Genomic DNA, 14163 nt, shown 5'->3' with positions numbered 1-14163 from the left:
TGCCTCTGCGATGACTCGAGGTAGAAGTCCTAGTGGAACGGCGGCTAACACGATGTTGGTCATGCGGGCGGTGCCATAAGGACATGGCGCAACCGCCGCTACTTTCGCCTTGCAATTGCAAGTCTCTCGACACGTTCTTTTCCCTAGAAGTCGCCGCTTCACGCGTTACGCCAATAGATTGTTGCGAGGAACATCATAAGCTAAACGATTTCAAATATTACCACGCTCATTTCTTCCACTAAAGCGTGCCTCACATACTCAAAAACATAAAAAACCGCCCGAAGCAATGATGCCCCGAGCGATTTTTTCTACGAATTATTTAGCTCCGCTTGTTCCTCTGCTGTAAATGCACGAGAGCGCGTTAAAAACCGCTTCCCCTCTACACCTTCTAGTGAAAACATGCCGCCGCGTCCATCAACAACATCGATAATGAGCTGCGTATGCTTCCAGTAGTCGAATTGGTTTTTATGCATATAAAACGGTACGCCGCCAATTTCGCCGAGCAAAATGTCTTGATCACCTAAAAATAAATCACCTTGCTCATAGCACATCGGCGACGAGCCGTCACAGCACCCGCCAGACTGATGAAACATAACGTCTCCGTGCTTTTGTTGCAATTGCTTAATAAGTGCTAGCGCTGCATCCGTTGCTTGTACACGCTGTATCATACTAGCACCCCCTTCCTGTTTAGAAGAAGCCTAATTTATTCTCATCGTAGCTAATGAGTAAGTTTTTCGTTTGCTGGTAATGGTTTAACATCATTAAATGGTTTTCGCGTCCGATACCAGACATTTTATAGCCGCCAAACGCTGCGTGTGCAGGGTATTGATGGTAGCAGTTCGTCCATACGCGACCTGCTTGAATGCCGCGACCAAATTCATAAGCTGTATGAATGTTGCGCGTCCAAATACCTGAGCCTAAACCGTATAACGTATCGTTCGCAATGTTTAACGCTTCTTCCTTCGTTTTAAACGTCGTTACCGATACGACTGGACCGAAAATCTCCTCTTGGAAAATACGCATGCTGTTGTTGCCTTTGAACACAGTTGGCTTCACGTAGTAGCCACCTGCAAGCTCACCGTCTAGCATGTTGCGCTCACCGCCTGCAAGTAACTCTGCACCTTCTTGCTTACCGATATCTAAATACGATAAAATTTTCTCTAGCTGCTCATTCGATGCTTGTGCACCAATCATTGTGTTCGGGTCAAGTGGGTTGCCTTGCTTGATCGCTTCCACACGCTTAATAACGCGCTCCATAAATGCATCGTAAATCGATTCTTGAATGAGCGCACGTGACGGACACGTACATACTTCACCTTGGTTTAGCGCAAACAGCACGAAGCCTTCTACTGCTTTATCTAAAAATGCATCGTCTGCATCCATAATGTCCTCGAAGAAAATATTCGGCGACTTACCGCCAAGCTCAAGCGTTACTGGAATTAAGTTTTGCGACGCATATTGCATAATGAGGCGCCCCGTCGTCGTCTCCCCTGTAAATGCGATTTTGCCGATGCGCGGATTTGACGCAAGCGGTTTCCCTGCCTCTAAGCCGAAACCGTTGACGATGTTCACAACACCTGGTGGCAATAAGTCTTCAATAATTTCCATTAATACTAAAATCGAAGCGGGCGTTTGCTCTGCCGGCTTTAGCACGACACAGTTTCCGGCTGCAAGCGCTGGTGCAAGCTTCCATACACCCATTAATAACGGGAAGTTCCACGGAATAATTTGCCCAACAACCCCGATTGGCTCATGGAAATGATATGCGACTGTGTTGTTATCAATTTGGCTAAGCGTGCCTTCTTGCGCGCGAATTGCCCCTGCGAAGTAACGGAAATGGTCGATCGCAAGCGGTAAATCGGCGTTTAACGTCTCGCGCACTGGCTTTCCGTTGTCCCACGTTTCTGCGACTGCAAGCTTTTCTAAATTTTCTTCAATGCGGTCTGCAATTTTATTTAAAATTAATGCGCGCTCGGCAACAGACGTTTTGCCCCACGCGTCTTTCGCTGCATGCGCGGCATCTAATGCTAATTCAATATCCTCTGCTGTTGAACGTGCAACTTGTGTAAACGGCTTACCTGTAACAGGTGTAATCGACTCGAAATATTGCCCTTTAACCGGCGCTGTCCATTTACCACCGATGTAGTTGTCGTAACGATCTTTAAATTGAACAATCGAACCTTCTGTGTTTGGAAATGCGTATACCATACTTTTAATCTCCCCTTTGATTCAATGTGTTGAATATGATAATTCGTCATCGGCAATTACTTAAAACCGTCAATGATGAACCCATTACATTCATTCTCACACATTCCCACCATTTATTCAACAAACAACATTTATGTTTTTTCGAGTTTTAAAATACATTTAAAAGAAAATAAAGGCATAAACACAAATTAAATTACGTTGACATAACAAATAGAAGTGCGTCATTTCTACAAATGAATGACTTAGTCGAGCATGCGCGTAGCTTTTACGTTATACTAAAAAGAAAATTGACAAATAAGGTGACAAACGATATGCGTATTAATAAATTTTTAGCTGAAACAGGAATTGTATCTCGCCGCGGTGCCGATGCGTGGATCGACGCTGGTCGCATTCGCATTAACGGCGCACTTGCAACGCTTGGCAGTAAAGTAGAAGACGGCGACATTGTCGAAGTTGATGGCAACGTTGTAAAGCGCGAGCAGGAGCTTGTATACATCGTGTTAAATAAACCAGTCGGCATTACGAGCACGACCGAGCGCCACATCGAAGGAAACGTTGTCGACTTCATCAATCATCCGCTTCGTATTTTCCACATCGGGCGACTCGATAAAGATTCAGAGGGGCTACTGCTACTGACGAACGACGGCGACATCGTGAACGAAATTTTACGCGCCGAAAACCATCACGAGAAGGAATATATCGTGAAAGTCGATAAGCCGATTGACGAGGCGTTCATTCAAAAAATGAGCAGCGGTGTCGACATTTTAGATACGACGACGCTTCCATGTAAAGTGGAGCGCATTTCGTCACACGTCTTCCGCATCATTTTAGAGCAAGGGCTAAACCGCCAAATTCGCCGCATGTGTTCGGCGTGTGGTTATAACGTGAAGCGACTACAGCGCATTCGCATTATGAACATCGAAATCGGTAACTTGAAGGTCGGACAATGGCGCAACTTAACGACGACGGAGCGTGAAGAGCTGTTTCGTTTATTGAACTATAAAAAGTGATGCTGTCGCGTTGATCTACACATCGAGGCAGGCTTTCCGCAAGCGTGGCGGCTAACACGATGTTAGTCATGAAGGCGATGTCACATGGACGTGACGATTATCGCCTTCCTTGAATCTCCTCACCGCGCGCGGTTGCGGGGTCTCAAGTCTCACGCTTTTCCTGCTGGAGTCCGCCTCTCATTACAAGCAACGCCATTAATACTTGTCACAATCTCCACCGTTGAAACAAAATAAAAAAATGGCAAAAACAAAGGGAAGTACGCATCGTCGCCATGACGCTCGTACTTCCCTTCTTCATTTACAACCCACCTAAATACGCCGCACGCACCTCGTCGCTTTCTTTCAGCTGTTGTGCATCGCCACTTAGCACGATGCGTCCTGTTTCAAGCACGTATGCGCGGCTTGCAACAGATAATGCCATATGCGCGTTTTGTTCGACGAGTAATACGGTCGTGCCTTCAGCGTTCACCATTTTAATGATGTCAAAAATCGCCTTTACCATGAGTGGTGCTAATCCCATCGACGGCTCGTCCATGAGCAAAATTTTCGGCTTTGCCATGAGCGCACGTCCCATCGCAAGCATTTGCTGCTCACCGCCTGATAGCGTACCGGACAGCTGCTTTTTACGCTCAAGCAGGCGCGGGAATAGCTCATACACATGCGCCATATCTTTTGCGATGCCTGCTTTGTCGCTTCGAATGTACGCGCCGAGCTCCAAGTTCTCCTCAACCGTTAAGTTCGCAAAAACGCGGCGCCCTTCTGGTACGTGCGACATGCCATCCTTTACGATCGTTTGTGCCGCTTTACCATGAATCGGCTTACCTAAATACATGATTTCGCCTGTTTTTGGCTTCAGCAGTCCTGACAATGTTTTTAAAAGCGTCGACTTGCCCGCTCCGTTTGCCCCGATCAGCGTGACGATTTCGCCTTCCTCAACGTGAATCGACACGTCATGCAGCGCTTGGATGTTGCCGTAAAATACGTTAATTCCGTTTACTTGTAGCATCACTCAACGACCTCCTCACCTAAATACGCCTCGATTACTTTCGGGTTGCTGCGAATTTCTTCCGGCGTGCCATCTGCAATGAGCTGCCCGTGGTCTAACACATAAATGCGCTCGCAAATGCCCATTACTAAATTCATATCATGCTCAATGAGTAAAATCGTTAAATTAAATTCTTTTCGAATGAATGCAATCAGCTCCATTAGTTCGTGCGTTTCTTGCGGATTCATGCCTGCTGCCGGTTCATCAAGCAGCAGCAATCGCGGATTTGCCGCAAGCGCGCGCGCAATTTCTAATCGACGCTGCATGCCATATGGTAAATTTTTTGCAAACTCGTCCTTGTACGTATCGAGCCCGAAAATTTTTAAAAAAGCGAGTGATTCGTCCTCCATTTTTTGCTCGCCTTTAAAGAAGCTCGGCAGTCGTAAGATGGAAGCGATAATGCCATGTGTAGCGAGCGAATGGTTCGCCACCTCTACGTTTTCAAGCACCGTCAGCTCCTTAAACAAGCGAATGTTTTGGAACGTTCGGCTAATGCCTTTTTGTGTCACTTTGTACGGATCTAAACCGCTAATTTTTTCGTTTTGGAACGTAATCGAGCCAGTCGTCGGCGCGTACACACCCGTTAACATGTTAAACGTCGTCGTCTTGCCTGCACCGTTTGGACCGATTAAGCCAATGAGCTCTCCTTCAAACAGCTGCATATCGACGTTTTGCACCGCCTTTAAGCCGCCGAACTGAATGCCGAGCTGCTCTACGTTTAAAAGAAGGTTCGTCATACGTTTTTGCCTCCCTTTTTACCGAACTTGAAAAACTGCGTAATTTCTTTCGTGCCGAGTAACCCTGTTGGACGGTACAGCATGACTAAAATGAGCACTAAGCTGTAAATGATCATGCGCGTCTCTGGGAACTCCGCTAAATACGTCGACACAATTGTCAGTAGTACAGCTGCAAGCACCGAGCCTGATAAACTACCTAAGCCACCAAGCACGACGTAAATTAAAATATCAAACGACTTTAAAAAGCCAAATGACGTCGGCTGAATGAAAAATAGCTGATGCGAGAAAATTGCGCCGGCAACACCTGCAAAAAACGCACCGATCGCAAACGCCACAACTTTGTAGTACGTCGTGTTAATGCCCATCGCGTCTGCCGCAATTTCGTCCTCACGTATCGCAATACATGCTCGACCGTGGCGCGACTTCGTATAGTTCGCAATGACGATAATCGTAATGACCATCGCAAAAAACGCGTACGTCCACGTCGTTTGGCGCGAAACGGTCATGCCTGCTGCTCCGCCAACGTAATCGATGTTGACGATAACGATACGAATAATTTCCGCAAAACCGAGCGTCGCAATGGCTAAATAGTCACCGCGTAAACGAAGCGTCGGAATGCCGATTAATAAACCAGCAAACAATGCGACAACCCCCGCTGCGACAATCGCGACGATAAACGGCAAATCAAGCTTCATCGTGACAATTGCGGAAATGTATGCCCCGACTGCCATGAAGCCCGCATGCCCGATCGAGAATTGCCCGGTAATACCAATAATTAAATGTAAGCTCACGGCGAGTATAATGTTTACACACATAATGATGAGCATGTTGCTATAGTACGAGCCGATCATGCCACTCGACATCGAAAACTGCACGACCGCATAGACGATGATTGCAATGGCAACGTACGCCCAAAACACTTTCGATTTTTTCATAACCCCTCCACCTACACTTTCTCGCGGGTATTTTTGCCAAATAGCCCGGATGGTTTAAAGATTAAGATGATAATTAAAATGAGGAACGCTGCAGCATCGCGCCATGACGAGAAGCCCATCGCACTGACGAACGTTTCCACGACGCCAAGCAACATACCCCCGACCATTGCACCTGGAATACTACCGATACCGCCAAGCACCGCTGCGATAAACGCTTTAATGCCCGGCACGATGCCCATAAGCGGGTCGATGCGCGTGTAGTACAAACCGAAAATAACACCGGCTGCCCCTGCAAGCGCTGAACCGATCGCAAACGTTGCCGAAATTGTATTATCAACGTTAATCCCCATTAGCTTTGCCGCTTCTGCATCGTGAGATACCGCGCGCATCGCTTTACCGATTTTCGTTTTATGGACGATAAATTGCAGTAAAATCATTAACCCAATCGATACGGCTAAAATGAGCAGCGATAGCGAGTTAATTTGCGCACCGAATACGTCGATCGTTTTGTTTTCAATCGTCGGTGGATACACAGCTGACTGTGCGCCGCGGAAGAAAATCATTAAGTTTTCAATAAGTAGCGATACACCAATTGCGGTAATGAGTGCCGCAATTCGCGTTGAATTTCGCAGACGCTTGTACGCAACACGCTCGATAATGACGCCGAGCACCGCACAAATGACCATTGCCAGCAGCAGCGCCGGTATGAAGCCCATATCCCAGCGTGAAATTGCCCAAAACCCGATGAACGCGCCGATCATGAACACATCACCATGCGCGAAGTTAATTAATTTAATAATGCCGTATACCATCGTATAGCCAAGAGCAATGAGTGCGTAAATACTACCAATCGAAATACCGTTTACAAGCTGTTGAAGCCATTCCATGTTCCATCACACTCCCTTTTTGAAAAGTAGCGCTTAAAAAGGGAAAGGCACAAAACACGAGCCCTTCCCTTTTCAAATTGCATCGTTTACGTTTTATTGCGGATCAACTTTCGAGTTAAACACTTGCGCTCCGTTAACGAACTCCAATACCGTCGCTGATTTTACCGGATTGTGGTTTTCATCGATTGAGAACGTACCTGTTACGAGCGATAAATCTTTCGTTTCCGCTAGCGCATTTTTAATTGCCTCACCGTCTAATGAATCAGCGCGGTCAATTGCGTCCGCTAAGTAGTACACCGTATCGTAGCCAAGCGCGTTAAATGCGTTCGGTGCTGTATCGCCGTTTGCATCTTTAAACGCTTGTACGAATTTTTGAATTGTGTCATCTGGGTCTTCAGAAGAATAGTGGTTCGTAATGAACGTGTTGTTTAACGCATCGCCACCTGCTAGCTCAACAAGCGTCGGTGAATCCCAGCCGTCTGCACCCATTAACGGTACAGTAATGCCTAGCTCACGCGCCTGCTTGACGATTAAACCAACTTCCTCGTAATAGCCTGGAATGAAAATGAAGTCAGGATTTTTCGATTTTAAGTTCGTCAGCTGCGTACGGAAATCCGTATCTTTTGCGACGTACGATTCTTCACCGACAACTGTGCCACCGTTCGCTTGAATTTGCTCTTTAAACGCTGACGCTAACCCTTTCGCATAGTCCGACGCATTGTCACCGAAAATCGCTACGTTTTTCGCTGATAGCTCGTTCGATGCAAAATTCGCCGCTACTGTTCCTTGGAATGGATCGATGAAACACGTACGGAACGCATACTCATTTACTTCTCCTTTGTCGTTTACCGTAATGTTCGGTGCTGTACCAGAAGCGGTAATGAGCGGTACTTTATTTTCAGCTGCAAGCTCCACTGTCGCAGCTGTATTCCCTGACGTTGCCGGACCAATCATTGCGACTACGTTGTCTTGCTCAATTAGCTTCAGTGCTGCCGAAGTGGCTTCAGCGTTTTCGGATTTGTTGTCCGCTTGCACAAGTTCGATTTGCTTGCCATCGATGCCACCGTTCGCGTTAATTTCTTCAATCGCTAACTCAGCACCATCTAACACGGACGAGCCGTAAATTGCTACGTTGCCTGATAGCTCTAAGTTCGCACCGATTTTAATCGTATCTGCATCTGATGAACTGCCGCCTTCTTCTTTGCCGTCACCACATGCTGCTAATACAGATGTTGCTAGCAATGATACTAAAGCTAAAGAACCAAATTTCTTCGTATAACGCATTTTCTCCATCGAAAACTCCCCTTTTATACTCCAAATTTTAAAATATTGATATTTCTGATAATTATAAAGGAAGCAGTACGCGCATACAACTAATATTGTATAATTTTCCTTAATTATTAATTACATAGCATTAAATGGTTTTTGTTGCACTAGTGTAATAAATTGCAATTGCAGCATAGCTTTTTTCACGGAAATAGGAAAAGTGCTACGGAAAACAGCATCGTTTTCTGTAGCACTTTTTAGACTTTTTAGTTTAGACATTGCTCTTCGCGTAGAGGCAGGCTTTCTGCGGGCGTGAGCGTGAGCCTATATTCTCACGCTGGAGTCCGCCTCTCGCTGCGAGCAACGAATGTTTTGTCTTAATGTAACGCTCAATCAAAGCTGTTATAAAATTATTCGTTACTTAGTCTTCTTTCTTAAACAGCTTGCCTGGCCAGTATGCCCAACGTCCAAGCACCGTCGTAATCGCTGGTACAAGAAGTGGTCGTACGATAAACGTATCAAGCAATACGCCGATCGCTGTTACGACACCGAACTGTACTAAAAGCTGAATCGGTAACGTCGCAAGTACCGCGAACGTTCCGGCTAAAATTAAACCAGCTGACGTAATTACCGCGCCTGTTTGAGCAACGCCGGCAACGATTGAATCTTTCAGTGAAGCACCTGATTTACGTGCTTTCCAAATGTCTGAAATCATGAAAATGTTGTAGTCGTTACCGAGTGCGATAATGAATACGAACGAGTACAGTGGGATTGAGCTGGCGATTGCATCTGCGCCGAAGAAGTTGTGTAAAATTAACCAACCTGCGCCAAGTGCGGCGAAGAATGAAATGACAACTGTCACCATTAACTGTAACGTCGTAAAGAACGCACGTAAATACACAAGTAAAATGAGCGCGATAATGACGATCATCACCGGTTGGATTACCGATTCGTCACGCATTTGTACATCGGCTGTATCGACTTGGTTCGCCGTTTCGCCGCCTACCCAAAACGCGTCTTCTGCGTTGTCGATTCCTTCATCTTCAAGAATCGCTGGTAGCTTTTCACGCAAGTTGCGCACATCGTCCATCGCGTCTTGATTGTACGGGTTTTTGTTTAAATCTAGTTCATACAGCTGTAAGTTAGAATCAACTTCACTTACACGCATCTCCTTCACAACTTCTACGTACGATAAATCTTCTAACGCTCGCGTAATATCTACGTTGCGCTCACCGTTCGTATCAACGAGCACTTGCACTGGTGCAAGCTCGCCTGGTGTAAAGTTTTCTTCAATGATCGCAAAGCCTTCACGAGATTGAATATCTTCTGGGAATGAAGATAATAAGTCGTAGCTATATTTAATTTGCGTTGAATAAAACGCTAATACGATTAATACGATCCCTGTCGTTAAAATAACGAGCCACGGTCTGTTCGTTGCAAATCGACCAATTTTTCGCATGAAGCGGTGGTTTTCTTTTCGTACTTTCACAGGCTTATTTTTCTTCTCCGCATGTGCGATTGCGCCTTCTTCTGTACGCGGTACGACCGGCCAAAATGCGAAGCGACCCATTAATGAAAGCAATGCTGGTAATACAGTTAATACCGCAATACCCATTACGATTACAGCGAAGCTAAACGGTACAGCGAAGCGCTGGAATGCCCCGTAATCTGCTAGTGCTAATGTTGCTAAGCCGACCATTACTGTGGCAGCACTCATGAAAATTGCCCCTGACGATTGTACGAACGCTTTGCTTAATGCGACAAATTTATTTTCTTCGTCTAATAAAATGTCACGGTAGCGCGTAATGAGGAATAAACAGTAGTCTGTTCCTGCACCGAATAATAATACGAGCATGATTGCAATCGCCTGCGCGTCCTTCGTAATCCACCCTTGCTCAACGAATGCGCCAAGTGCTGGGCTAATGACTAAATACGCAATCCCAACAACGATAATTGGTACGACTGCTAAAATTGGTGAACGGTAAATTACTAATAACAACACTAAAATTAAAATTACCGTCGCTGCCATTAATTTAAAGTCCGCTGATTTGAATAAATCTGTCGCATCGACTGAAATGCCGACTGGACCTGAGAAGCGAGCTGTTAATTCATTGCCGTTCATGCTCGCTTCAAATGCATTGTCTCCTGTAATGCTTTCTACTTCCTCAGCGATGACCGCTAAGTTTTCCTTCAACGTTTCGGTATTCGTATCTGAATCAAAGAAAATCGGCGTTACGAGTGACGTTCGATTTTCTGAAACGCCGTCATACATTACTTGTAGCGGCATGCGGTGATACGGAGGTAACGTCGATTGCCCATCTAACGGATTTTGTTCTAAGTTCGCATAAAGCGCTTGAATATCCTTTAAGTGCTGTGGCGTTAAGCCGTAATCTTTTTGCCATACAATTAATAATGGAATACCCGAATCACTCGGGAATTTTTCAGCGATTAATTCGCTCGCCTGACGTGCCTCTGAATATTCTGGTAAGTCGTCGCCTGTTTGGTTTTCCATGCCGTTTACTTGCGGGAATAAAATAGTAAGAATAACGATTGCGATGAGCCATAAGCTAAGAACAACCCAACGAGATTTTTTACCTGACACACTTTCACTAAACTTTTGTAACGGTTTACTCACGTTTTTCACTCCTTACGTCATTTAAATTGACGTTGCTGGTTTCATTTGAATTGCCGCAACGTTTGACGATTTTTCATCTTTTGGCTGCCCTTTATACAACTCATACGGTGGCAATGGCTGCACATCATATGGCGTTTGCTTGTCGCGCTTTAAAATTAAGTTTGCGGTAATACGCGCCGATTCGATAATGATCGGTAAGCCGCTTCCCGGATGTGTACCGCCACCAACTAAGTAACAGTGGTCGAGTTCCTCAAACTTGTTGTTCGGACGGAATGCCATCATTTGGCGCAGCTGATGCCCTAAGTTGAAAATCGCACCTTTGTACACTTCGTAATCGACTTCGAAATCTGCTGGCGTAATCATATGCGATTCCTCGATGTAGTCGTTAATGTCGTCAATGCCAAGCTTCTCGCTTACTAAGCCAAGCAGCATGTCACGATATTCGTCGCGGCAGCTATTCCAATCGATGTTGCTGAAATTGTTCGGCACTGGCGCAAGCACGTACAGCGTTGACTTTCCTTCTGGTGCAAGCGTCGGATCACTCACGCACGCATTTTGAATGTAAATCGAAGGGTCCTCTGATAATTCAAGCGTATTCGTAATTTGCGCGACGTTTTTACGGTAATCTTCCGCAAACCAAATTGTATGATGAGGCAAATCAAACTTTTTATTCACCCCTAAATACAATAACACGCCTGAGCAAGAATACGATTTTTTCGCTAGTTTTTCTGGCGAATATTTTTTCAGCAAGCCTGGTTCGACAAGCTTCGTCATAACGCTTGCGAAGTCGCCGTTAATGACTACATCGTCCGCGTATACAACTTCACCGCTTTCAAGCTCGACACCTTTTACGACGCGACCTTCTGTGACGATGCGCTTTACGCCGTTACCTGTCGTAATGACCGCGCCTTCTTCCTCCGCTACTTTTGCCATCGCTTTTGTGAGCTGATTTAAGCCACCTTCTATATGATACACCCCATACGCATGTTCAATGTAAGACAAAATTGAAAACGCGCCTGGACTTTCCCACGGTGACATGCCTAAATATTTCGATTGGAACGTAAACGCTAAACGCAGCTCCTCTTCTTTGAAAAACTTGCCAAGCGTATCCATTAACGAGTTGCCGATTTCTAGCTCCTTTAACGCTTTCATTGCTTTCGGTGTCATTAAGCTGCGATAGCCTGTCATATCGCTTTGTAATAGTGGCGCTAACGTCTCTAATTTTTTATGCGTCTCTAATAAATAGCGCTCGTAACTACCATAGTTACCTGGGAACAGCTCGTTAATTTGACGAATCATTTCTTCAGGATTGCGTGTAATTTTAATGCGCTTATCTTTATACACAAGCTCATACATCGGATCTAAATTCATTAGCTTCACGTAGTCATGAATGTTGCGTCCTGTTAGTGCAAACATCTCTTCCGCTAAATATGTCATGTTTAAAAATGTTGGACCTACATCAAAGCGGTAATCACCTAATTGTAAATGACTCGTTCTACCACCGATGAATGATTGCTTTTCATAAACGTGTACGTCGTAACCTTTGTGCGCTAATAACATCGACGCTGCTAACCCACCCGGTCCTGCTCCAATTACAATAATTTTCTTTGACATTTTGTAGCCTCCCATGCAAAATAGACTTTGTACAAACATTATACTTACATTATACAAACTTTAGCAAGCATAAAAAAACATTTTTTGTAAAACTTGTTGCTCAAAGCGATAGAAGCCGCAGAAAATCAATAGATTCACCCCTTTACAAATGTGGAATCTATCGCCGAAAACAAAAACATATTTCCTTATTCCCCAAAACGTTGTACATTAGACACTATCAACTTTATGTAAAGGAGCGAAGCCATGAAAGAAAATATAGGCCCATCTTATTCCATTCAACAAGTAGCTGAAATGACTGGTTTATCGAAGCAATTAATCCGAAAGTGGGAGGATCGATACGGCATCGTAACACCGAAGCGGCTCGATAACGGGTACCGCGTATATACGAATGAAGAAGTATCATTGCTTACTCGTGTGTTGCAGCTCACGAAAGAAGGCTACAGCGTTAAACAAGCTGCCGAAATGATGATGGAGTCGAACGAAGCGCCCATTTTAAAAGAGGCAAAAAGCGATGTACATCAAGCGTATATTGATGAAACGATTCAAAAACTCATTCGTGCAGGAACTGATGCTGATGATACGCAAATGTTGCATACGCTTCAGCAAGCCCATCATACGCTCGGCGTGAAACGTACAGTCGATCACGTCATCGTACCATTTTTATACGAGGTCGGGGAGTTATGGTGCGCGGGTATTTGGGGAGAGTTTCAAGAAGCGTTATCTAGTTTAGTCATTCGAGATTATTTAGCGTATTTACGTCGCCAACTATTTTTACCTTCGAACGCAACACTCATTTTAGGTAGCTGCTTGCCGAACGAACGACATGAAATTCCGATGCAATTATTATTGTTGCAAAGTATGTTTCTCGGCTACCGCACGACGATGCTAGGTCCATCACCAGCACCAGCTGCCATTCAAGCGGCCGTCGAACAACTAAAGCCAAAGCATGTGCTACTTTCCGCATTAACCGAGCTGCCGTTTCAAGACCATTACGCTATGATTGACGAGCTCGATGCATTCGCTGCAAAGCATGAACGCTCAACGTTTTATTTAGGTGGTCCTGGTGCGCTTAATCTTAAAAAGCAGCACCCACTAAAGCATATTCAAATTGTTTCGCGTATCGAAGACGTATTTAAAACGAGTTCACCGTAAAAGATGAACTCGTTTTTTTACATTTCATAAACTAAAAAGCGTTCGTTTTCGTTACTTTTGTATAACGTTGGGATGCGAATTTCTTCAACGAATGTAAATGGTGTTTGCTCCATATACTCGACGTAATCGTGCGACGGATAGTAAAAAATAATCGTCAGTTTGCGCGGTGATTGCTCATACGACGCGAGCACATTTTCTAAAAACTTCATAAAAATTTGCACTGAAAATGGATTAAAAAAAAAGAACACATCGTCCGTATCAGCAATGTCATATGCTTGTGCGTAATGTTGTACAAACTGTATAAGTTGCGGCTTGCCACCGATTTTACGCAAATAGGCATTTTTATTCACATTCGCCTCGTCGATATATTGCTCCTTCATATCAATGCCGGTCACGCGTATACGGAAACGGTCGTATACGTATAGCGGCACGCGCCCTTTGCCACAACCAATATCGACGAACGTTCGACCTGTGATGGAAAATCTGTCAAACAACACGTCCAATCCTTCGTATGGCGTCGGCTCGTAGCGGTGATAATGCGCCATTTGCGGGAATCCGTACTGGTTGCCGACTGTGTGAATGCCAAGCGCTGCGTCTCGTTGTTCATCTGACATAAAAATCACTGTTCATTCCTCCCTCTATAAATGTTGATGTATCAATGGTTTGTGCCATTT

The 14163-nt window shown here is 45.0% G+C and carries 12 protein-coding genes; 2 read left to right on the top strand and 10 right to left on the bottom strand.

Translation table 11 applies throughout. The features are described from left to right. Positions 1-308 precede the first annotated feature (308 nt). Entirely contained in the window at positions 309-668 is a 360-nt protein-coding gene (locus A6K76_RS05365; protein ID WP_066462858.1) for a DUF779 domain-containing protein, read from the bottom strand. 19 nt (positions 669-687) lie between these two features. Further along, positions 688-2208 carry an aldehyde dehydrogenase gene (gene adh / locus A6K76_RS05360; protein WP_066462857.1) on the bottom strand — a complete coding sequence of 507 codons (1521 nt, stop codon included), beginning with the start codon at positions 2206-2208 and terminating at the stop codon, positions 688-690. Between the two features lie 311 nt (positions 2209-2519). On the opposite strand from adh, the gene A6K76_RS05355 reads away from it, so the two are divergent. Further along, positions 2520-3218 carry a pseudouridine synthase gene (locus A6K76_RS05355; RefSeq protein WP_066462856.1) on the top strand — a complete coding sequence of 233 codons (699 nt, stop codon included), beginning with the start codon at positions 2520-2522 and terminating at the stop codon, positions 3216-3218. Between the two features lie 298 nt (positions 3219-3516). On the opposite strand, the gene A6K76_RS05350 is transcribed toward A6K76_RS05355, so the two are convergent. From A6K76_RS05350 to A6K76_RS05320, 7 genes are all read right to left on the bottom strand, one after another. Beyond that, a complete protein-coding gene (locus A6K76_RS05350; RefSeq protein WP_066463008.1) occupies positions 3517-4224 on the bottom strand; it encodes an ABC transporter ATP-binding protein in 708 nt (235 codons plus the stop codon). Further along, complete coding sequence (locus tag A6K76_RS05345) at positions 4224-5000, bottom strand: ABC transporter ATP-binding protein (protein ID WP_066462854.1); 777 nt, start codon at positions 4998-5000, stop codon at positions 4224-4226. The genes A6K76_RS05350 and A6K76_RS05345 overlap by 1 nt, the downstream gene beginning before the upstream one ends. Continuing rightward, positions 4997-5935 carry a branched-chain amino acid ABC transporter permease gene (locus A6K76_RS05340; RefSeq protein ID WP_066462852.1) on the bottom strand — a complete coding sequence of 313 codons (939 nt, stop codon included), beginning with the start codon at positions 5933-5935 and terminating at the stop codon, positions 4997-4999. The genes A6K76_RS05345 and A6K76_RS05340 overlap by 4 nt, the downstream gene beginning before the upstream one ends. Before the next feature lie 11 nt (positions 5936-5946). Beyond that, entirely contained in the window at positions 5947-6822 is an 876-nt protein-coding gene (locus A6K76_RS05335) for a branched-chain amino acid ABC transporter permease (RefSeq protein ID WP_066462851.1), read from the bottom strand. 93 nt (positions 6823-6915) lie between these two features. Further along, complete coding sequence (locus A6K76_RS05330) at positions 6916-8115, bottom strand: ABC transporter substrate-binding protein (protein WP_066462850.1); 1200 nt, start codon at positions 8113-8115, stop codon at positions 6916-6918. Between the two features lie 394 nt (positions 8116-8509). After that, a complete protein-coding gene (locus A6K76_RS05325) occupies positions 8510-10723 on the bottom strand; it encodes an MMPL family transporter (RefSeq protein WP_066462848.1) in 2214 nt (737 codons plus the stop codon). A 21-nt stretch (positions 10724-10744) separates the two neighbouring features. Next, the gene (locus A6K76_RS05320) at positions 10745-12337 is read right to left on the bottom strand and encodes a phytoene desaturase family protein (protein WP_066462846.1); all 1593 of its coding nucleotides are present in this window, start codon (positions 12335-12337) and stop codon (positions 10745-10747) included. A 243-nt stretch (positions 12338-12580) separates the two neighbouring features. Between A6K76_RS05320 and A6K76_RS05315 the strand changes: the two genes are divergently transcribed. Then, positions 12581-13489 carry a MerR family transcriptional regulator gene (locus A6K76_RS05315; RefSeq protein WP_066462845.1) on the top strand — a complete coding sequence of 303 codons (909 nt, stop codon included), beginning with the start codon at positions 12581-12583 and terminating at the stop codon, positions 13487-13489. A 17-nt stretch (positions 13490-13506) separates the two neighbouring features. Here A6K76_RS05315 and A6K76_RS05310 read toward each other — a convergent pair whose 3' ends face one another. Then, positions 13507-14103, bottom strand: coding sequence for a class I SAM-dependent methyltransferase (locus tag A6K76_RS05310; RefSeq protein WP_066463007.1), 597 nt, complete (start codon positions 14101-14103; stop codon positions 13507-13509). Positions 14104-14163 lie beyond the last annotated feature (60 nt).

The sequence above is a fragment of the Caryophanon latum genome, from assembly GCF_001700325.1.
GTDB lineage: Bacteria > Bacillota > Bacilli > Bacillales_A > Planococcaceae > Caryophanon > Caryophanon latum.
The sequence above is the reverse complement of the archived record's forward strand: the minus strand, read 5'-3'. Positions and strand labels throughout refer to the sequence as shown.